A 21,499-nucleotide genomic window follows, 5' to 3' on the forward strand; every position below is an offset into this window, starting at 1 on the left:
AAAACGAACATATGTATGTCGTCTGGCTCGCCCAATGGACACGTCAACGTAATATCTGCCAGGTGTGCGCCGGGACACCGCTCCGTTCCTCCACGGATCGCGGCGGCGCACACCTGGCAGGTTTCCCAGCGCGACGAAGCCGCCCGCCATCCGGACGCCCTCCCGGGCCTCAGGGCGGTTTGACGACCTCTGGTGAAACCCTTTGAGGGGGCACCCGCAAGGGCACCCCTTGCGGGTGCCCTTGCGGGTGCCTCGTTGTTGCCGGGTGCTGCCGTTTGCGCCGCTGGTTGCATGCACACGCTGCCAAAGAGCGCGTATGTTTGTCTCTGGTTTCGTATGATGCAATCGCCCTCGCCAGCATGGTACGAGAGGCTGCCTGAAAAGTCGTCGGGTTGCTCCGGAGTGTCGGCTTTAGCCAGCTAAAGTCGGCACTCCAAGGGCTCACCACGTGGTGGCAAACGATGCTGACACCCTTTTCAGACCGCCTCTGAGGGTTTCACAACGAACCAGTAAGCACTACTGTTGTCCCCGGCGTGGCACTGCCGCCGTCAGGCTCGATGGTCACCATAATCCGTTGGAACGCATTTACCTCACGTGGTGCCTGCACAACCAGGCGTGTGATGCCCGTGCTGTCAACCTGGAAGGTTCCTGCGGCTACTTCACTCGAGCCGTCAGCGAGCCAGAATTGATAGACCTGACCACTCTCAAGGGTAGGGAGCCCACTGAAGAGCACGACGGCATTTGGTTCACCAGGATACATATACATTTCACCACGTGCGCTCTCGTCGGGGCGTGCAGGAGCTAGTTGACGGGTTGCCACTCCGGGCGCAGTCACAAAGGTGACGATTTGCTCGTCGTGGGCCAGGCGCGCATTGAGTTGCCCGATCCGGTCTTCACTGGCGAGCAACTGATTGCTGATCGCGAGCCACTGTTCCTGGCTAGTGGCAAGTTGCCCCGACAGGGTTTCCTGGCGGGCCTGCGTTTCGGTCAGGCTCTGCTCCAATGTGGCGATGGCGGTTGTCAACTCACGGTTGGCCTCGTCGAGACGGCGTACGGTGCTACTCAACGTGAGCGTCAGGTTCCCCAGGGCAAAGACGAGTACGGCCAGGACGACTGCAAAGCCTGGCATTATCCAGCGGCGCAGGGGCCGCCGTACCTGCGGGGCTGTTGCCGATGGCGCGGGTGCCTGTAGCCGGGTGGCGCGATCAGCCTCGACCCGGGCAAACAGTTGGGCTTTGACGTGGGCTGGCGGTTCAGCGGCAAGGGTTGCATAGGGCAACAGCGCTGCCACCTCGCGCAACTGCCGCAGTTCCTTCTGATGGGCTGGTGAGGTTGCCAGTAAAGCCTCGATTTCCGCCTGCTCATCAAGGTCGAGTGCCCCCAGGACAAAGGCAGCGAGCAGACTATCAGCTTCATGACCCTCTGCGGACGCATCGTTGGTCTGGTCATGTTTATTCATGGATGCTACACATTCTAGCGATCGTCGAGGCTTATGCCTTGATCTTGCAAGGCTCCTTTGAGTTTCTGCAGGGCCAGCCTGATCCTGGTTTTCACCGTCCCGAGCGGATGTTCAAGTTGATCGGCAATTTCACGCTGTGAGAGACCGCCGAAATAGGCCATTTCAATCACCTGACGCTGGTCAGAAGGCAATTCACCGAGCGCATGCATAATCAAGCGTCGCCGTTCAGCATCCCAGGTCACATCATCCACTGCGGGCTGAAGATCAGGGATACTCAGCAGGATCTGGTCGTCGCCCTTACCTGTTGCTGGACGTGCCTGGCGGCGACGCAACTCATCAATGCATAGGTTGCGTGCAATGCCAAACAGCCACGGCAAAAACTGGCTACTTCCATGACGAAACGTGCTGGCGCGCCGCCATACGCGCCAGAAGGTCTCCTGGACAATATCTTCGGCCTGTTCGGTATTATTGACAATGCGCACTGCCAGCCCGTACACAACACGACTGTAGCGATGATACAGTACTTCGAGCGCCTGATTGTCACCCGTAGCTACTTTGACAATCAATACTTCATCGCTGATATGGGCCTGTTCAGTTTTTTGTTCGGACGTGCCAGTCACGATCACTCCGTGATCTCTATTCTCTTTACGTACCATGCTATTGCACTGGATGTATCCCAGCACGGTGCATTTTTTTCAAAGTGCGCGTATTATACACGAAGGCACGATCTTTCTGGATCATGCAGACGCAAATCTGGTAAAATAATGGACAAAGCTTGTGCAAAATACGTACGCAGTGCATAATATAAAGACGAAAGCTACCAACTTGACAGTTGGTTTGTTCATGTTATACTTCTGATTGTGATATAATACACAATCAGGCAATGTGCTGTACCAGACACACGACCTGGCCCGCAGTACAGGCCCTGACAGACGACCGTTCCGGACGCCTGCAGGCCCGAGAGAGGAACTGCCTGATGGCAATGTATCAATCACCTTCGAGCGGAGCGGACGTCAGTGTGACAGTTGGGCCACGTGCCAGCAATGGTGACGGCTATGCGCAGTTGTCACGTTCCAACTCGGTGAATACTATTGTTGAACTCTTTGAGCGTGCGCAACTCACGGCTGATCTCTCTGCTGTTGAGCAGTTGCTGCTTGAGCATACCGCTTCACGTTCGTTGTTGATCGCGTCGGCCAGTACTCATACGATTCGCTCAGGCGGGAAACGTCTGCGGGCGGCGGTGGCTCTGCTTGCAGCTCGTCTCGGTCAGTACGCGCTGCCCAATGTGATCCATGCGGCGGCCGCCGTTGAGTTGATCCAGGCCGCTTCGCTTGTCCACGATGATCTGGTTGACCAAGCGGCACGGCGGCGAGGGCGCATCACCGTGCATGCCCGTTGGGATAATGACGTGGCTTTGATGGTCGGCGACTATTTTTTTGCGCTTGCTGCTGCCGAAATGGGCCGTAGCCCCGACTCGCGCATTATTGGCTATTATGCCCACGCGGTGCAGACGATTGTTGAAGGCGAACTGAGCCCCGTTACCGTGGTTGAGCCAACTGAGCTTGCGCTTGAGCAATACTATTATAAGACCGGGGCCAAGACAGCCTCGCTCTTTGAGGCAGCCTGTAAGTCTGGTATGGCCGCTGGTGGTGGGAGTGAGCAGCAGATCGCCGCGCTTGGCCGCTATGGCTTTGATCTCGGGGTCGCTTTTCAGATTATTGATGATGTGCTCGATTTCACTGGTGATGAGCAGACGCTGGGCAAGCCGGCTGGCAATGATCTGCGTCAGGGTACGATTACTCTCCCGCTGATCCTGGCTCTGTCCCGTACCAAGAGTCCGACGCTCCGGATGTTCCTTGAGCACGCGCAACCTTCTGATGCACAGGTCGAGGCGGTGATTAGCGAGGTGCTCGCGTCTGGAGGCGTCGATGCGGCGATTGCCGAGGCACGGCGGTTTGTCAGCCAGGCTGTCGCTGAACTTGCCGAGTTTCCGCCCTCGGTGGCCCATCGTGGCCTGGTCGAACTCGCGATGTTTGTCCTTGATCGCAAGGCCTGAGTGACTCGGTTGCGTCCTCGAGGCCATATAAATCCGTTGGCATTGATACCAGGTGTCGGGCTGGATATGCTACACTATAGCCATGAATCGCCTGGCATCTCAGCACAGAATATCACGTACCCAGGCGTCATACCCACTGGCTGTGCAGGGTGTGGCGCTGCTTGCGCTGGCGGCGATCATCATCGCCGCTCTGGGTCTTGATCTGCCGCCTGTTCGCCTTGGAGCGCTGGCGGGGGTTTGCCTTGCCCACGGTCTTGCGCTTGCGCTGGTGCCCGCCCGTCGTTTACCCCGTTGGGCCCAGGTGATCTACCTCTTGGCTCAGGTTGGGATGGCAAGTGTGGCGCAGATGCTTGCCCCCGCTGGACTCACTGGCTTTGTCTACCTTGCCGTCGTGCTTCAGGCAATGGTGCTCTTTCCCCTTTGGCTCTGGATTCCCTTTGCCCTCAGCATTTATGCCGTCTGGAGCGGGTTGCTTCTGATGGCGACCGCCAGTTTTGTGACTTGGCTTCAAGGGAATCTGGCCCTCGCTTTTCCTGCAACCTGTGCCATGATTGCGGTGATCCTCTATCTGCGCCAGCAGCGTCGTAGCGAGCAGGTACAGCAGATGCTGCAGCAAGTTCAGCAGCACTACGATCAGTTGACAAGCAGCCTGCGCGATGTGCAGCAGTATACGATGCTTGAAGAACGCCACCGCCTGACCCAGACGATTGTTCAGGAAGTTCAGGTGGCCCTCACTCGTACCGAGCAGCATGTCAATAGTGCCCTGAATCTGGCCCAGGCGAATCTTTCCCGCTTGGAGATGATGGTCGGTCAGACTCGTGCGTCGGCGTCACAGGCGGTTGAACGCCTGCGCGGGGCCGTCGCTACGCTACGTGGCGATGTTCCTGCGCAACAACCCGTCCAGGTTTTGCCTTCGATGCTCTTTGCCAATGATGAACTGGTGCTCAATGGCCGCCCTGCGACCGTGTTGACGTGGACGCTCCCTTCGGTCTTTGTGGTGATGGCCGCCGGGTTGACCTTGATGCGCCACGGCTTCAGTCTTGGGCTTGGGCTGACCTTGTTGATCGGCTCGTTGCTGCTTTTGTTCGTCTATGTGGTGACGCACCGCACCCGGCATGCGCTCTTGTTTCAGATTGGCCTCTTTGTTCAGGTGCTCGTCATTCTTGCGCTGACGACCCTGACCCATACCGTGCCACTCTTGATCGGGCTTCTGCTGGTGCTCTGGCAACTTTCGTTGCGCCTTTCGCTGGCACAGGTGCTCCTCTATTTGATCGGTTTGCCGACGATTGCGGCGTTGCTGGTCGCCCGCCTTGATCCCGTGGAACTGAGCAGCGAAGCGTTGATGATGGGCGTGGTAGCAACCGTCGCGGTGGGCGGGCCGCTGTTGTTGGCGCGCTCTCAGCTTGATCGGCGCAAGCAGACCGAGTTGCGTCTTTCGTTGCTCAATGCCGAGGTTGAACAACAGATGGCCGAGGTGCGTGCGCTGGCTGTGGCCGCCGAGCGCGCCCGGATGGCCCGTGAAGTTCACGATGAGCTTGGTTCACGGTTGATGCTCGTTAGTCTCCAGTTGCAACTCGCCGAGGAACTTGCCGCTGAAGATGCCCAGGCGGCCCTGGAACAGTTGCAGATTAGCCGTGAGCATCTGCGCAATGCGTGGTTCAGCGTACGCAGTGTCGCCGACGCCGAGTTGCCTTTTGCCGCTGGAACCGGCACGCTCTATATGGCTCTGATGGAACTGGTACAATGTTCACATGATGCGATCGCGTTGGTGTGCGAGGGTGAGCTTGATGATCTGCCGCTCGCTGTGCTGACGACGATCTATCGCACAGTTCAGGAGGGCCTGACGAATGCCCGTAAGCATGCACCCGGCACCGCCGTGAACGTCTCTATCGTCAGCCTGAACGCATATGTGACCGTGACCCTGATCAATGCGGCGGCAGATGCGGCAGCGTTGTCGTGCTCGCCCCGGCCTACGGGTGGCGGTTTTGGCCTGGTGGGTCTGCGTGAGCGGGTCGAAGCCCTTGGTGGTGGCCTTGAAGCGGGGCCAAGCGCTGAGGGAGGCTGGCGTGTACGGGTGGTGCTGCCTGCGTAGTGGTGGGTAGCAGGGACGAGGAATGGCAATGCCCGCGAAAATTCGTGTCCTGATCGTTGATGACCAGGCCTTGATCCGTACGGGTATTGCGACGTTACTCGCTCGTAAACCCGATATTGAAGTCGTTGGACAGGCCGGCAATGGGGCCGAGGCCCTTGCCCAGGTTGATGCGCTTGATCCCGATGTGGTCTTGATGGATTTGCAAATGCCCGGTATGGACGGTATCGAGGCCACCCGCCGTCTGACGGCGGCTGCGCGCCGCCCTGTCGTGCTGATTTTGACCACCTTTCGCGATGATGAACATATCTTGCAAGGGCTTGCCGCCGGGGCCAGGGGTTATCTGCTCAAAGATATGGATCACCGTTCGCTCGCCGAAGCCGTGCGGACGGTCGCGGCTGGTGGTGCGTTGCTGCATCCCGAGATTACGGCCCAACTCTTGCCCTACCTCGGCAAACTGGTTCCTGCTCAGCCGGATCCTCCCCGTGAACTTGATCGCAGCGGTCCCGATCGCCTGGCCCTCTTAACCGAACGCGAACGGCTCATCCTTGGCATGCTCGCCCATGGCCTGACGAATCAGGAGATCAGCGAGCAACTCGTGATCAGCATTGGTACCGTGAAAAATCATATCAGTAGCATCCTTAGCAAACTCGCCGTACGTGACCGGACTCAAGCCGCTCTCTGGGCCCGTCAGCATGGTCTATAGCCGCCAGTGCTATAATCAAGAAGGTTTTGCGCTGTTCGGTCTGACGAGGAGTGATTGACATGAATGAAGGCAATGCGATGCCTGAGCCCGCCGATACTGAACTTGACCGGCTCTGTGCGACGGCTATTCGTGCGCTTGCGATTGATGGTGTGCAACAGGCGAATAGTGGGCACCCTGGGCTGCCGCTTGGAATGGCCGATGCGGCCTATATTCTCTGGACGCGCTTTCTCAAGCATAATCCTGAAGATCCGACCTGGGTTGACCGTGACCGGTTTGTGCTCTCAGCAGGGCACGGCTCGATGTTGCTCTATGCGCTCTTGCACCTCACTGGCTACGATCTCTCGCTCGATGAATTGCGCAATTTCCGCCAGTGGGGCACGCGTACCCCCGGCCATCCTGAGTATCACGATACGCCTGGTGTCGAGACGACGACCGGCCCGCTTGGGCAGGGTTTCGCAACCGCCGTTGGCATGGCCCTCGCCGAGCGCTGGCTTGCCGAGCAGTTCAATCGTCCCGGCCTTCCACTTGTTGACCATGCGACCTATGTGCTCTGTTCGGATGGCGATCTGATGGAGGGCGTCTCGCACGAGGCGGCGAGTCTGGCCGGTCATCTCCGGCTTGGCAAGCTGATTGTGCTCTATGATGCCAATAAGATTTCGCTTGACGGCGACCTCGATCTCTCCTTCTCTGAAGATGTCCGGCTTCGCTTCGAGGCCTATGGTTGGCAGGTGCTTGAGGTTGATGGGCATCAGATGAGTGAGGTCGCGCTGGCGCTTGCTGAGGCGAAGGAAGAGACCGGACGCCCTTCGTTGCTCATCGCTGAAACCCAGATTGGCTTTGGCAGCCCCAATAAAGCAGGAACCCACAAGGCTCACGGTGAGCCTCTTGGCGTTGATGAGGTGCGATTGACCAAGTTGCAACTGGGGTGGCCGACCGAGCCGGCCTTCTTTGTGCCTGAGCAGGTCTATGAGCATATGCAACTTGCGGTTGAAGTTGGCCTCACGCGTCAGCGCGAGTGGGAGGCGATGGTGGCACGTTATAAGACCGGCCATCCCGAGCTCTATGCCCGCTGGGAGCAGATGCAAGCGCGGGCCTTGCCTGCTGTCTGGGAAGAAGTATTGCCGCACTTTCCACCAACTGACAAAGCCGGTGGCACACGTGTCGCTGCGGGCAAGACGCTCAATGCGCTCGCCGAAGTGATTCCCTCGATCCTCGGCGGCTCGGCTGATCTGCATAGCTCGAATAATACCTTGCTGGCCGGTTCGCCACCGTTGTCGGGGGCCAGTTTTGCTGGGCGCAATATCTACTTTGGCGTCCGCGAGCACGCGATGGGCGCGGCGTTGAACGGTATGGCGCTCCACGGCGGGTTTATTCCCTACGGCGGCACGTTTCTGGTCTTTAGCGACTATATGCGTCCCGCTATTCGCCTCGCCGCCCTGATGGGCCTCCAGGTGATCTATGTCTTTACCCACGATAGTGTTGGTCTGGGTGAGGATGGCCCGACGCATCAACCGGTCGAGCATGTGATGAGTCTGCGGCTTATTCCAAACCTGCATGTCTATCGGCCCGGCGACGCCAATGAAGCAGCGCAGGCCTGGCGTGCCGCACTAGAACGGCGGACTGGCCCGACGGCTCTGATTCTGTCGCGCCAGAATGTTCCGACACTTGATCGCAGTCACAATCGGCTTGCCCCTGCCGACGGAACGCTACGCGGGGCCTACGTGCTCCGTGATGACCCCGAGGCCAGGGTTATCCTGCTGGCAAGTGGCTCGGAGCTGCCGCTGGCGGTGCAGGCGGCTGATTTGCTCGCCGAACGTGGCCTGGCGGCTCGCGTCGTGAGCATGCCCTCGTGGGAGGCGTTCGAGGCCCAGCCCGAGCAGTACCGCCACGAGGTTTTGCCGCCCCAGATGCGCGCACGGGTCGCGATGGAGGCTGGACGTACGCTGGGCTGGGAGCGTTATGTCGGCCCCGAGGGGATCGTGATTGGGGTTGATCGTTTTGGAGCCTCGGCCCCCTATCCTGAAATCTTCAGCCGCCTCGGGCTTACCGCCGAGGCCATGTGTGAGGCTGCGTTGCACGTGACTGGTCACGTGCGCCCTACGCCTGAAGCGTAGGTCTGCCGCATACGCATGACCTGGTATAGGGCGAAAGCCCTACACCAGGTCGTGCGTATGCAAAAAACGCCTCACCCGCTCGCGGAAGGCCGCCGGGTTGCGCCAGGCAATCAGGTGCCCTGCTTCGGCTTCGTAAACGAGACGTGCGCCCCGGATGCCGGTGACAATCACCCGTGCCTGCGCGTCGGGCACAAAGGCATCTTTGCCCCCCTGGAAGACGATGGTTGGTACCTTGATTGAGGGCAGGCATGGCGCGACAATCGTCCGTGAAGCCGCCATCAATTCAATCGCACGCTCGATCCGGTCATTCAAGACCGGCCACCACGCCTCGCCATGCTGGCGTGCCATGTAGCGGTGCCACGATGGCGACATGTTGGCGGTGCTGTGGTGATGCGCATCAACCGTCGCGGTCGTCACCTGATGAAAGACGCCGTCTAGGATCAGTGCGGCGACCAGGTCGGGCCGGTGGCAGACTGCATTGAGTGCGGTCATGCCCCCGGCGCTCATGCCAAAGAGCGGCACCGGTGTGGCAAAGAGTTGTTCAAGCAGATCGGCTAAGGCTTCGCCCTGCATCGCAAAGTAGCGTGTCGTAAAGAGTCCCTCGGGACGGGCCGATTGCCCATGCCCAAGCAGATCAACACTAATGACCCGATGCTCGTCGGCAAATCGCGCCGCCAGCCGCTCCTGTGTTGCTGCACTATAGGTGTTGCCGTGCAGCAGAACGAGGGGCGCTCCACTGCCAACGTCAAGATAATGAAGCGCCCCATGGCGCGTAGGCACAAAATTCACCGCGACTTACCTTTTTCGCCAGAGGCCGATGGCGATCACAACCCCGATCACCAGTGCGAGCAGACTGAGCCCAATTGGCAACCATGGCGTTTCGAACGTCATCGCTGAAACTGGTACGGCCCCCGAAGAGATGGGGATGCCCGAGCCAAGGGCGCGCCGGTCTTCACGCGTCGCATCAAAGCGTGCGGTGCGACTACAGAGATCGGTCGTCAACTGACCATCCGTTGTTTGTGCATAGATCAGGTACTGCTCGCCCTCTTCAAAAGGGAAACCACATGCCGCACTGCTGCCTGGTGTTGTCAGCGTCACTTGCCCTTCTAACTCACTCTTCCAGCGTCGTTCGAGCGCCACGGTGACCAGGAGTTCCTCTTCGTCATTGACAATGCTAACAACCCGCCCGCTAAAGACTGCCGTTGCTTCTTCAAAGGCCTGGCGTGGCGGGGGAACCGGTACACAGGAACAGGCATACGCTACCGGTGGGCTACCAACTAGCCCGAAACTTGCCAGGGCAACGACGATGACGCCGATCGCTGTAAGCCTTCGCCAAACCCACGCTACTATGTTATGCTCCACACCATCACTCCCACCGCCGGCAGTCCCGTCAGCGGGAGCGCACCGGCTTCAACTGTTGTTTCCGTTTCCCCAAGCAGATCGCGGGCACAGGCACCGTCAGGCACCCCGGCATGGCGCACTGGCAAGCTCTGCAGCCCATCATCAGCGCGGCGGGCGACAATAATCAAGCGTTCTTTTGCGACCTCGCGTTGATAGGCAACGGTATGCCCGCCAGCATAGAGCACCTGAAAGCCTCCCCGTCGCAAGGCCAGACTCGTGCGCCGCAGCCGAATAAGCTGTTGAAAAAAGGCCCGCAATTCGTGATTCCAGGTCGTCGTGTCCCACTCCATACAACGACGGCAATCGGGGTCAACGAGGCCTTCCATCCCCAGTTCATCGCCGTAATAGATGCACGGAACCCCTGGATAGGTCAACAACAGGGCCACGGCAAGCCTGACGAGGCGCAGGTCGCCCCCAAGCAGACTCCGCAACCGGGCCGTATCGTGGCTCCCCAAAAGATTGAATTGCTGGGTCACGATCTGCCAGGGAATGGCGGCGCGAAAGGCTTGCCACTGGGCAACCATGTGCTCGGTTGACATTGGCAGCACATCGGCCCAGGGGCGATCTTGCACCGAGGCAAGCTCGAAGCCCGCCAGCCACCGCCAGACGGGAAAAGTAAACCCCTGATAATTCATCGAGGCATCAAGTTCCTGCCCTTGCAGATGCGGTGTCCCGTCAAAAAAATGCTCCCCGAGCAGATAGGCCTCCGGTTGTTCGGCTTTGATCGCCCGGTGGATGCCGCGCCCGATCTTATGCCCAAGATTGAGCGGCCCCTGCCGCCCAAGCATGTTGGCGACATCAATGCGCCAGCCATCAATCGCATAAGGCGGGCGGAGCCAATGCCGCATAATGGCATTTTCACCGGCATACATCAACTCACGCAGCCGTTCACTCCGGTAATCGAGCTTGGGCAGCGTATCAACGCCCAGCCAGCTCTCATACTCATCAGGATGACGGCGAAAGGTGAAAAACTCAGCCGTGGGAGCTGCGGGGTCGGCCTGGGCTGCCACAAACCAGGGATGGGTCGCGCCGCAGTGATTCGGCACAATATCGAGGATCAGGCGCATCCCGCGGGCCGTTAGCGCCTCGCGCAAGGCAACTAATGCATCCTCGCCGCCAAGATGAGGGTCAATTGTCGCATAATCAGCGACGTCATATTTGTGGTTACTGGGCGCCGTAAAGATTGGGTTCAGATAAATGGCATTGACCCCGAGGTCGGTGAGATAATCGAGCCGTTGGGTAATCCCCTGCAGATCGCCGCCAAAAAACTCACTCGAGCCATGCTCGCGGCGTGGCATTTCGCCCCACTGACGTGCGACCACCGGCTTGCCCATGTAGACATACTGCCCATCACGGACATTATTCGTCGGATCACCGTCAGCAAACCGATCAGGAAAAATCTGGTAAAAAACAGCATCTTCTAACCATGCCGGGGCATGATAATCGGCTAAAAGCTTGAAATCATTGGTGTCCGTAGGATAGTGAGGCACAATCCCTGCGGCGTTATACCAGAGATTGCCACTATGCAGCGTCCGGAGCAAAAAACGATAGCCGGTCGAGAGCATGCGCAACGGCAATTCGATTCGCCACCAGCGACAGACGCTATCCGCCCCGGCTGGCTCCATTGGTACAATTGTCTGCTCGCCATCGGGGCAACTGCGCAGATAGACGGCGGTGAGCGGTGCCTCAAGCGCCGCACGCAAACGCAGCGTTGCCGTTGCCCCGAGACGCTGTTCAGCCACCTCGACATAGAGTGGTGAGCCATCGTGATGCACCGACTCAGTCCAATTGATCATACACAAAGCCTTTCGGCGTAGCTCCCTGAACCGTTATCCCAGGGCTGCATAGGCCCGTTCAAGGCGGGCAAGGGTGCGTTCACGGCCCAGGGCCACGAGCATCTCAAAGAGGGGCGGTGCCACGGGGCGTCCGCTGACTGCGACGCGAATCGCACCAAAGAGGGGTCCTGGTTTCACCTCGAGGCGTGCGACCAGCGCCCGTAACGCTGCTTCCACCTGCTCGATACTCCAGATCTCAACCTGACTCAGCGCCGCATGGGCCGCCCCCAAAAGCTCGGACGTCTGGGCGGCCTCCATCTTTTTGGGTACCAGGAGGGCCGGATCATATCCCTCGGGGCCAGGGATTGGTTCGCGGAAGAAGAACTCGAGCAGATCCGGCGCTTCACTCAGTTCGACCAACCGCTCGTGGATCAGTGGCGTCAGGCTCACCACATAAGCACGTTCGTCGGCAGTTGGCGGATCGGCAACCAGGCCAGCCTTGGTCAGATACGGCAACAACCGTTCGGCGACCTGCTCGGTTGTTAGGCGACGGATATAGAGCCCATTCAGATCCTTGAGTTTATCAGGATTCCAGCGTGCTGGCGAGGGTTGCACACGCTCAATCGTGAACCGCTCGACAATCTCGTCGCGGGACATCAATTCCGTATGGTCATCGTAGCTCCACCCTTGCAACGCGAGATAGTTGAACATCGCCTCGGGCAGGTAGCCGCGTTCCCAGAAACGGTTCGTTGAGACATCATCTTTCCGTTTCGAGAGCTTGCCCTTGCCGTCTTGGCGCAAAATGACGGGCAGGTGGGCAAAGACTGGCAAGGGCCAGCCAAAGGCATAATAAAGCAGCACATGATAGGGCGTCGAGGGCACCCACTCTTCGGCGCGCATCACGTGGGTGATCTGCATCAGATAATCATCAACGAGGTGGGCAAAATGGTAGACGGGCATGCCACTCGCTTTGATCAAGACAATATCTTGCAACTGGGAGTGTTGTACCACGATCTGATCGCCGCCGCGCACCAGATCCTGAAACCGGGTTTCACCCTCAAGCGGCGTCTTCAGGCGAATCGTAAAAGGCCGCCCACGGGCCGCCATTTCTTGCTGCTTTTCGAGGGACCAAGCGCGCTCGGGACCACGAAAGCGAAACGACTTGATCCCCCGTGCTTCGGCTTCGACGCGCATCTGCGCCAGTTCTTCTTCGGTCGTGAACGACATATACGCAAGATCTGCTTCGAGCAACTGCGTGCTATATGTCGCATAGATGCCCTCGGCGTGACGCTGCGACTGCACATACGGGCCAAACGGGCCGCCTATGTCAGGGCCTTCATCCCAATCAAGGCCAGCCCAACGCAGCGACGCCATAATATCAGCGGCAGCATCATCAACAAAACGCTTCTCGTCCGTATCCTCAATGCGTAGCACAAACTGGCCCCCATAATGGCGGGCAAAGAGCCAGTTGAAAAGCGCCGTACGCACACCACCAATATGCAGATAACCAGTCGGACTCGGGGCAAAACGCACCCGTACCGGGCCAGAAACAACACTCATAGCGATCTCATTGCTCCTGCATCACCAGCCAGACGAACCCTGCCAACCAAGCGCAGGCGTTGCCCCCTAACAGGGCCATACCATACCCATTATACGCCACATAGCGATCAAGGCTACCGCAATGTTGCCCAGACACCTTTGGGGAGCGCCCAGGGCAAGCGTCGCTTGCCCTGGGCGCTCCCCAAAGCATCGCTCAAACAGTTGTATCTGGAGCACCGGCAAACAGTTGCGCAACCTCGACCGTGATCGGAAAATGGAGTGGCGTCAGGGCTTCTCCAACTCTGACCAGGTGGGTTGCCGTATAGTCGCCAAGCCCGCTATCGGGCGTATGACAAACAAGCACGTCGCGTGTCTCGGGGCGGATGATCCAGTACTCGGGCACACCAGCTCGTGCATAGGCATGGCGTTTGACGAGCGTATCTTGTTCGGCATTATGGGGTGACAGCACTTCGGCGATCAGATCAGGTACGCCACGGATGCGCCGATTGGTGATAATGTCGGCTCTGGCGTGATGCACCAGCACAAAATCAGGCTGTACCGGATCGCAACCAGGCATAAGCAGGCCAATCGGGGCCGTGGCTGCATACGCCAGACCCTGATTCTCTAGCGGAATGCCAAGTTGTGCATCGAGACGTCGAATGATCCACTGGTGAAAATAGCTCGGTGCCGTGGTCATATAGAGTACACCCCCAATAATTTCATACCGATTGCCATCATCAGGGAGTTCGCGTTCCCACCGCTCGTAGTTCCACCTGGCATCCAGGGAACGGAGCGTGATTGAGGGTAAGGTCATGATCTCAGGCATAGCGGCTCCTTTGGCTATTGGCTAGCATACTTCATGATAATTCTGGCCCCGAGTGAAGTCAAATATGCTATAATCAACCTTCGGAACGCTCTGCAACGCGCTACGAGATTGACGTAATGTGCCAGCCTCGCTGGCATCTTTTGTCACTATGCCATGCCTTCCTGTAGGAGGTTGTCCCTCCCCTTCCCGGAGTAGAATGTGCCAGCTCGTCCTTTCCTCAAGTGGGCCGGTGGCAAAGGTCAGTTGCTGGCCGAGTTGACGGCACGCTTGCCAATGACGTTTGAGCGCTACCACGAGCCTTTTGTTGGCGGTGGGGCTTTCTTTTTTCATCTCTGGAATCATGGTCTGCTGGCCCATGGCGCGGTCTTGAGCGACTCGAATCCTGAGTTGATCGATTGTTATGAGGTTGTTCGCGAGCACGTTGAAGACTTGATTGAGTTGCTTGTGGCGATGCGGGTTCATTTCGCTGATCGTGACTTCTTCTACGAAGTCCGGTCATGGGATCGTCAGGCGAACTTTCATCTCCGCCCCAAAGTTGAACGAGCCGCCCGCACGATCTTTCTCAACCGCACGTGCTATAACGGTCTCTATCGGCTCAATAATAAGCGTCAGTTCAATGCTCCCTTTGGAAACTACAAAAAGCCATTGATTGTCGATCCTGATAACATGCGTGAAGTGAGTCGTGCGTTGCGTGAGGTTGAGCTACGGGTTGAGCATTTTGATGGGGTGTTGCAGCGTGCCCGGCCCGACGATTTGATCTATTTTGATCCTCCGTATGTGCCTGTGAGTCCTACGTCCTCGTTTACGGCCTATACGCACCGCGGTTTCACCGAAGTGGAGCAGCGTGAACTGGCTCATACCTTCTTTGCCCTGGCCGAGCGTGGCTGTGCCGTGATGCTTTCGAATTCGCATACGCCTCTCGTGGCTGAGCTTTATGCGCCTGCGACGACCAACGATATCGTGATGGCGAGCCGCAAGATTAACTGTGATGGCAAAAAGCGTGGTGAGGTCGCCGAGATGATTGTCTGTAGTTTTCCGGTGGGCCTGGTGCAACCCCGCCGGGTTGCGCTGCTCGCTCAGCCGGTGGTGCTGACCGGCAAGTAGCAGTATGCATATTCTGCATCTCAATCAGCTCTACAATCCTGCCTCGGGTGCCTCGCGCTATTTTCGTGAAATAGGGGCGCGCCTCGTCCGTGAAGGCCATCGTGTGACGCTGCTCAGCACTGATGCCCTGGATCTTGAGTATTTCTGGGATGCCCGTTGCCGCCACGTCGAGCCTGGTGTCACCGAGCAGGATGGGATGCGCATCATCCGCTTCCCTGTGCAGCGGATGCCCGGCCCTTCGCTCGCCTATCAGATCCTCCGTCGGCTGATGGTTGACCTGGGGCGTCTGGGCCAACCCGTTGCCCCGCTCTTGATGCGCCTCGCGACCCTGACCCCGCGCCTCCCCGCGCTTGAGCATTTTTTGGCAACGGCCCCCGAACTCGCGGATGTGACGGTGCTGCATACGACGAATATTACGCTCGATTTTGCCGTCATTCCCGCTGCTCGCTGGGCCAGGCAGCGGGGCATACGCCATCTCTGTACCCCGTTTGTGCATCTGGGCGAGCCGGGCAAGCGCCAGATTGTGCAGTACTATACGATGCCCCACCAGATCGCGTTGCTGCAAGATTGCGCGGCGGTGGCAACGATGACGACGCTCGAACGTGACGGGCTGATTGGCTATGGTGTGCCCGCTGCGCAGGTACACGTTGTTGGCGCCGGCATTGATCCTGCCGAGGTCGCTGGTGGCGATGGGGCGGCGTTCCGGGCGCAACATCAGATCAGTGGCCCGATGGTCTTGAGTCTGGGGGCTGCGGCCTACGATAAAGGAACCATTCACGTGCTCGAAGCAATGCAGCGCCTCTGGGCCAGTGGTGTCGAGGCAACCTGGGTGCAGTGCGGGCCGCTCCTTGCCCACTTCGAGCACTATTGCAAGCGCTTGCCCGCCGAGGCCAGGGCACGCATCCGTGTCCTTGGTTATGTCAGCGACGCAACGCGCCGCGACGCCCTGGCTGCCGCAACGGTCTATGCGCAACCATCGCGCACCGACAGCTTTGGCATTAGCTACCTCGAAGCGTGGGCCTATGGTGTGCCCGTTGTTGGCGCACTGGCCGGCGGCGTCCCCGCTGTCATTCGTGATGGCCTCGACGGGTTGCTTGTCCCCTTTGGCGATACCGCTGCGCTCGCTGCGGCCCTCAAGCGTGTGCTGAACGACCCTGGATATGCTCAGCAACTTGGGCTTGCCGGCCAGACTCGTGTCATGCGCGAGTTCACCTGGGAGGCCGCGTATCAGCGGATACGCGGCCTCTACGAAGCCTTGCTTCAACGTTGAGGGCGCACCTAACGATTAAGCAGCGGCAGATACACCCTCCACTCATCATCTGGGATGGTTGTGCCTGTAATGTCAATCGTATGCGTCGCAGTCACTTCACTCAATTCGTTGGTAACATTGACGCCGATCGTCTTGGTGCCACTGGTGGGCCAGCTATACGTAACAGTAACCGTCGAACTTGCCGTGACGAGGGTAACGGGTTCAGCTACATCAGTGACTGTGGCCGTATAGGTATAGGGTGCCGTCGCCCCCAGCGGCGCAACATCAAAAACAAACGTATAGGTCATCCCGGCGGTGCCTGTGACTGGCCCGGTGATGCTGAGTTCGCTCAACGGCAGATAGAGCTTTGAGACCTGCGTTGTCGTGCCACTCAGATAGTTGCCAATCACCCCAGCAGATTGCGTGGTACTGCTCGTACGAAGGCCCACGCCTGGTTGTAGAGGTGCGCTCAGCGTGACCGTGAAAGCCCCGGTGGCATCCGCAAGCGCCTCACCAAGATAGCTCAGTGTTTCGGCAATCTCGTCGCCATTATCGCTGTAGAGATCGATCAAACATCCGGGACAGGGACTATTGAGCCCACTGCTTCCCCGTACGGTGGTTCCATCAATGGACGTAACGCGGGCCGGCTGGAAGGTGCGCAGCACTGCGGGTATCCCAGGCCCAAAAGCATAGACCCGCCCGGGGCCGCGTTCGATCAGATTGCGTCGCACCGTGATTTGCCCAAAGGTAGGCGAAGTATCGCTCGCAAGGATAGCAGTCGACTCATCATCCTCAAACCCAGCACGACTACCTGTAATCAGATTATCAACGATCTGCGTATTGCTCCCCGAAACCTTAATTCCTTGCCCACAAACGCCAACGGGAGCACCTGCGCTGTCAATGCCAATCACATTGTCACGCACCTCGTGGCCGCTGCCAAAGATCTCAATCGCGATAGGCGGCGTATCGTTGAGCGACTGAATGATATGCAACCCGGCAATGCGATTGCCAATGAGCCGATTGTTGCTGCCACTCAAGGCAATGCCCCAGCCACCGTACCAATTTTGCGGATCAAGGCTGAGCGAACGGAGACACTGCGCCGCCGCAGGGACAGCAGGCACCGTACCATCTGCTCGTGTGCCAATCAAATTATTCTGAATCGTATTGTTTGTGCGACTCCCATCAATGCTGATGGCACGGGCAAACGCCCCAGCAATGATGTTATTCTGGACGAGATTGTCATTAGAGGCAATGAAAATACCGCCCCCAGCCATCCGACTCGGTTGGGCCGGTGTCCGAAAAACGATGGAGGTACCATCATCGCTCAGACCCATCCAGATCTGTTCGACCGTATTGCCATTCTCTTTCAGAAAGATCGCACCGCCACCCTTAAACGCTAAATTGCGGATCGTATTGCCGGTACTTTCGACCTCCAGGCTCTGGTCATTCGTCGCAAGAATGATCGGCGGGCCATCAGTCCGTCCACCTGGCTGCGTTGCCCCATCAATCGTTACATCACCGGTCTTATCAAGAATTGACTGCGTTCTCAATGTAGGCAGTGCCGCATCAATTGGCAACGTCCATGTACCACTGACTTCTCGATCCTTATTCGGATCATCATCAGCCAGATTGAAGTGAATTTCGATCGGGCGATCAGCCGGCGGGCGGGCTGCAGCCTCAAGGATCGCACGGCGCAAGGTACACCCATCGGTTGCGGGCACAAAAATAGCCCCGGAGGTGTAGGTACATGTCTTGCGCATACTGCTACTATCGAGGTCAGCACTCGTATCAACCACGATCACCGTTGTAGCCTGGCTAAGTCTGCCGGCAGCCTCTTGACGTTCCAGTGCAGGCGATTGGGCCTGGGAAGGGGTACGCGCAATGAAGCCAAACACGAACACAACAACCGTGATCAACGTAACCCACAGCGAACGACGACCAGTTCGATCCTCTGGATACTGCATCTGGGACACTCTTTCATCTCCTTTGCCTTTACAGGGAACTTATGGCCATGCCTATAGGGGGGTAAGATTTCAGAGTTGGTGTATCTGACCCTGGGAGCGAGGGCATCTCGCCCTCGAACGTATGACGAGGGCGAGATGCCCTCGCTTCCAGGAGAAAGGGTGAAAGCTACCTCTACCGGGCACATAAAGTGGGCGGTAGGGCCTGCTGTGGCCCTACCGAGCATCAACCTGAGGTTGCGGCAACGCAACCCCCAATTCTTCACTCAGTTGTTGGAGGAACTGGGTAAGGAAGACCGTGCGGCGTTCGGCTTCAGCTTTGCCGGCCGCAGTTGTCATTGTTGCGGCGAGACCGAGCAGTTTGGTGTAGAAATGATCAACGGCTGAAAGCGTATCATCCGCAGGGCGTTGGGTAGGGAATGGTTCGGCAGGATCGTAGAGTGGGCGTCCAAGCTGCCCGTTGAGCATCAGACAGCGGGCGAGACCAATGGCACCAAGGGCATCAAGGCGATCAGCATCCTGAACGACCCTGGCTTCAATGGTCAGCGGGGCAATGTTTGCGGTGAAGCTGTGAGCCATGATCGCATGGGCAATCGCGGGAATACGAAAAGGTGGATAGCCTGACCAAGTCAGGAACGAACTGGCTGCTGTTGCGGCCATCGTTGAAGCAAAGGGGCGTTGGAGCGAATCTTTGGGCACACTGACACAATCGTGCAACCAGGCTGCGGGCAAAACGACCGTAAGATCAGCATTTTCGGCAACGGCAAGGCGGCGTGCATTGGCGACCACCCGCCTGAGGTGTTCACGATTATGGGCAGCATCATGCTCTGCTTCGCGTGAGTCAAGAAAAGCGATAAACCGTGGTTCCCAGAAAGTTTCATCAATCATAAACTCTTGACCCATACTTACCAGGTAACACTCATCATCGAACAATTAATCCCAGAGCCGATTCCGAGCAAACCGACGTGATCGCCAGCTTTGATCCGGCCTGCCTCGGCAGCTTGCGCCAGACTGATCGGAAGTGCTGCAGGCCCGATGTTGCCCAGCACCTGGAAATTCAAGGCAAGCTTCGCCGGCGTCAAGCCAAGGGCTTCGCTGACGGCGGCCATATGCCGTCCGCTGACCTGGTGGGGAGCATAGAGCGCAATCTGCTCATCAGACCAGTTGGGCAATCGCTCTTGGGCGCGTGCCCACGTCTCGGTGGCAAGCTTGACCCCGGCTACCAGCAGGGCGCTGGCATCGGTCTTCATATAATCAGGATTGCCAATGCAGAGCTCGTTGTGTTCGGTGGCTGCCAGTGAGACCAGGCCATTGAGCCGGTGTGGCGAGCGGGCGACGCTGCGATGCGCAAGCAACATTGCTGCTGCGCCAGAGCCAAGGGTCAACGCTGCAAAGTTATCGCGGAACTCGATCGCGCTTGTCTCAGGGCGCTTCAAGCGCTCGAGCGTTGCCGTCACAATCTCTTGCGAGCCTTCACCATTGACGATCAGGGCATACTCGATCTCCCCCAGCTCGATCATCATTGCCGCGACGTGCATCCCATTCAAAAAGCCCAGGCAGGCATTGCGCAGATCGTAGTTGATCGCCTTTGGTGCCAGGCCGAGACTGCGATGGACAAAGCATGCCGTTGAAGGTTCGAGAAAATCCTGACAGACCGAGGTGTTGAGCAAGAGCCCGATCCGGCCTGGATCAACCTCGGCAGCCGCCAGCACTTTGGCGCCGGCCAGCGTTGCCGTGGCACTGGGGCGGGTACCGGCCTCCCAGAAGCGACGTTCCTGAATCCCCGAGAGTTGCTCTAGACGGCCCTTTGGTACCCCAAGGCGCTCCATGGTCTCACTGATCTGATCTTCAAGCCAGGCCGAACTGATCCGGTGCGGGGCCAACTCATAACCCAGCGCCTCGATGGCGACATTCTGAAAGAGCACGCCAGACCTCCCGATTTGCAAAAGGAACCTTTCCTGGGGTATCGTACCACATTTCTTGTGGGCAGGATGACACTGGCATCGCAAATCTATGCTATCCTATGGTAGATTAACCGGCGTGCAAACTGCCGGGCTGCGGGCCGCGTTCGCCTGTAGGCAGGCTTGGTGATACTGAATTATGCGCGTCGCGATCATTCACGATTATCTGAATCAGTACGGTGGTGCCGAGCGGGTCCTCGAGGCCCTCTGCGAATTGTTCCCTGGTGCGCCTGTCTATACCTCGATCTATGATGCCGAGGCGATGCCAGGCCACTATCGTACCTGGGATATTCGTACCTCGTTTATGCAACGCCTCCCGGGTTGGCGCAAGCACTTTCGCCGTTACTTCTTGCTCTATCCAACCGCCTTCGAGAGCTTTGACTTTAGTGAGTATGACCTGTTGATCTCGAGCAGCAGTGCCTATGCCAAAGGGGTCATGCCCCGGCCTGGGGCATTGCATATCTGCTATTGCCATACGCCGATGCGTTTTGCGTGGCGAACACGTGAGTACATCGAGCGTGAAGAGATTACCGGGTTGCAACGGGTGCTGTTGCCGATCGGCCTGACCTATGTTAGACTCTGGGATGTCATTACGGCGAATCGCGTCGATCGGTTTGTCGCTAATTCATATGAGGTGGCCGGACGCATTGCGCGCTATTACGGTCGTTCCTCGCAGGTGATCGCCCCGCCTGTGGATCTGCCTCCGTACGAGCCACAGCCTACGGGTGATTTCTATCTAGCCGGTGGTCGGCTTATTCCGTATAAGCGGATCGAGTTGATTATCGAGGCGTTCACGAAATTGCGCCTGCCGCTCAAGGTTTTTGGCGATGGCCGCGACCGTCAGCGCCTCCAACAACTTGCTGGCCCAAATATCGAGTTTCTTGGCTGGGTGGATGAAGGAACTCGCTGCGATCTCTTTGCGCGCTGCCGTGCGTTTATCTTTCCCGGTGAAGAGGATTTTGGCATTACGCCGCTCGAAGCAATGGCTGCCGGGCGCCCGGTGATTGCCTATGGTGCCGGTGGTGCGCTCGAAACCGTTATTGATGGCGTGACCGGGCGCTTTTTTCATCAGCAGACGGCGGCTGCAGTCGCGGCAGCAGTTGCAGCTTCACACGCAGACTGGTATGATCACGCTGCGATCCGCCGTCACGCCGAGCAGTATCGGCGCGATCTCTTTCTTAGCCGGATGCGCACGCTGATTGATGAGACGCTGCAAGACCATCAACAGCAGCGCCTCCCACACGTTCGTTCGTAAGCCT

The 21,499-nt window shown here is 58.2% G+C and carries 18 protein-coding genes; 8 read left to right on the forward strand and 10 right to left on the reverse strand.

Translation table 11 applies throughout. The features are described from left to right. On the forward strand, positions 1-206 hold a 206-nt coding region (locus EKD05_RS26500), incomplete at its 5' end, for a hypothetical protein (RefSeq protein WP_205704021.1). Between the two features lie 290 nt (positions 207-496). Here the strand turns inward: EKD05_RS26500 and EKD05_RS21200 are convergent. Together EKD05_RS21200 and EKD05_RS21205 are read right to left on the reverse strand one after the other, a co-directional pair. Further along, positions 497-1,459: an anti-sigma factor domain-containing protein gene (locus EKD05_RS21200; RefSeq protein ID WP_129676888.1), complete on the reverse strand. Its 963-nt coding sequence runs from the start codon at positions 1,457-1,459 to the stop codon at positions 497-499. Positions 1,460-1,473: 14 nt separating this feature from the next. After that, positions 1,474-2,079 carry a sigma-70 family RNA polymerase sigma factor gene (locus EKD05_RS21205; RefSeq protein WP_240695885.1) on the reverse strand — a complete coding sequence of 202 codons (606 nt, stop codon included), beginning with the start codon at positions 2,077-2,079 and terminating at the stop codon, positions 1,474-1,476. A gap of 356 nt (positions 2,080-2,435) precedes the next feature. Here EKD05_RS21205 and EKD05_RS21210 point away from each other — a divergent pair, with 356 nt between their 5' ends. The 4 genes from EKD05_RS21210 (at position 2,436) to tkt (ending at position 8,424) form a co-directional block, all read left to right on the forward strand. Further along, positions 2,436-3,515, forward strand: a complete 1,080-nt coding sequence (locus EKD05_RS21210) for a polyprenyl synthetase family protein (protein WP_165360871.1) — start codon at positions 2,436-2,438, stop codon at positions 3,513-3,515. 151 nt (positions 3,516-3,666) lie between these two features. Beyond that, positions 3,667-5,607 (forward strand): sensor histidine kinase, encoded by a 1,941-nt coding sequence (locus tag EKD05_RS21215; protein WP_165360872.1) that lies wholly within the window; start codon positions 3,667-3,669, stop codon positions 5,605-5,607. Positions 5,608-5,635: 28 nt separating this feature from the next. Next, positions 5,636-6,310 (forward strand): response regulator transcription factor, encoded by a 675-nt coding sequence (locus EKD05_RS21220; protein ID WP_129676895.1) that lies wholly within the window; start codon positions 5,636-5,638, stop codon positions 6,308-6,310. 59 nt (positions 6,311-6,369) lie between these two features. Then, positions 6,370-8,424: a transketolase gene (tkt, locus tag EKD05_RS21225; protein ID WP_240695886.1), complete on the forward strand. Its 2,055-nt coding sequence runs from the start codon at positions 6,370-6,372 to the stop codon at positions 8,422-8,424. A gap of 39 nt (positions 8,425-8,463) precedes the next feature. On the opposite strand, the gene EKD05_RS21230 is transcribed toward tkt, so the two are convergent. The 5 genes from EKD05_RS21230 to EKD05_RS21250 form a co-directional block, all read right to left on the reverse strand. After that, on the reverse strand, positions 8,464-9,213 hold the full coding sequence (locus EKD05_RS21230; RefSeq protein ID WP_129676897.1) for an alpha/beta fold hydrolase: 750 nt from the start codon (positions 9,211-9,213) through the stop codon (positions 8,464-8,466). Positions 9,214-9,219: 6 nt separating this feature from the next. Further along, positions 9,220-9,786: a hypothetical protein gene (locus EKD05_RS21235; protein ID WP_129676899.1), complete on the reverse strand. Its 567-nt coding sequence runs from the start codon at positions 9,784-9,786 to the stop codon at positions 9,220-9,222. Continuing rightward, entirely contained in the window at positions 9,771-11,621 is a 1,851-nt protein-coding gene (gene malZ, locus EKD05_RS21240; protein ID WP_165360873.1) for a maltodextrin glucosidase, read from the reverse strand. Before malZ ends, EKD05_RS21235 begins: the two co-directional genes overlap by 16 nt. A gap of 33 nt (positions 11,622-11,654) precedes the next feature. Continuing rightward, positions 11,655-13,160: a glutamate--tRNA ligase gene (gene gltX, locus EKD05_RS21245; protein ID WP_129676903.1), complete on the reverse strand. Its 1,506-nt coding sequence runs from the start codon at positions 13,158-13,160 to the stop codon at positions 11,655-11,657. Positions 13,161-13,353: 193 nt separating this feature from the next. Continuing rightward, complete coding sequence (locus tag EKD05_RS21250) at positions 13,354-13,965, reverse strand: Uma2 family endonuclease (protein WP_129676905.1); 612 nt, start codon at positions 13,963-13,965, stop codon at positions 13,354-13,356. Between the two features lie 198 nt (positions 13,966-14,163). Between EKD05_RS21250 and EKD05_RS21255 the strand changes: the two genes are divergently transcribed. Both EKD05_RS21255 and EKD05_RS21260 read left to right on the forward strand, forming a co-directional pair. Next, on the forward strand, positions 14,164-15,069 hold the full coding sequence (locus EKD05_RS21255; RefSeq protein ID WP_129676907.1) for a DNA adenine methylase: 906 nt from the start codon (positions 14,164-14,166) through the stop codon (positions 15,067-15,069). Between the two features lie 4 nt (positions 15,070-15,073). Then, positions 15,074-16,339 (forward strand): glycosyltransferase family 4 protein, encoded by a 1,266-nt coding sequence (locus tag EKD05_RS21260; RefSeq protein ID WP_129676909.1) that lies wholly within the window; start codon positions 15,074-15,076, stop codon positions 16,337-16,339. 8 nt (positions 16,340-16,347) lie between these two features. Here EKD05_RS21260 and EKD05_RS21265 read toward each other — a convergent pair whose 3' ends face one another. The 3 genes from EKD05_RS21265 to EKD05_RS21275 form a co-directional block, all read right to left on the reverse strand. Continuing rightward, on the reverse strand, positions 16,348-18,282 hold the full coding sequence (locus EKD05_RS21265) for a right-handed parallel beta-helix repeat-containing protein (RefSeq protein WP_129676911.1): 1,935 nt from the start codon (positions 18,280-18,282) through the stop codon (positions 16,348-16,350). 213 nt (positions 18,283-18,495) lie between these two features. Continuing rightward, the gene (locus EKD05_RS21270) at positions 18,496-19,167 is read right to left on the reverse strand and encodes an HD domain-containing protein (RefSeq protein ID WP_129676913.1); all 672 of its coding nucleotides are present in this window, start codon (positions 19,165-19,167) and stop codon (positions 18,496-18,498) included. Positions 19,168-19,184: 17 nt separating this feature from the next. Continuing rightward, complete coding sequence (locus EKD05_RS21275; protein WP_129676915.1) at positions 19,185-20,204, reverse strand: 3-oxoacyl-ACP synthase III; 1,020 nt, start codon at positions 20,202-20,204, stop codon at positions 19,185-19,187. A gap of 175 nt (positions 20,205-20,379) precedes the next feature. On the opposite strand from EKD05_RS21275, the gene EKD05_RS21280 reads away from it, so the two are divergent. Further along, positions 20,380-21,495 carry a glycosyltransferase gene (locus tag EKD05_RS21280; RefSeq protein WP_129676918.1) on the forward strand — a complete coding sequence of 372 codons (1,116 nt, stop codon included), beginning with the start codon at positions 20,380-20,382 and terminating at the stop codon, positions 21,493-21,495. Positions 21,496-21,499: the final 4 nt, after the last annotated feature.

The sequence above is a fragment of the Candidatus Chloroploca sp. Khr17 genome (assembly GCF_004138165.1).
Classification (GTDB): domain Bacteria; phylum Chloroflexota; class Chloroflexia; order Chloroflexales; family Chloroflexaceae; genus Chloroploca.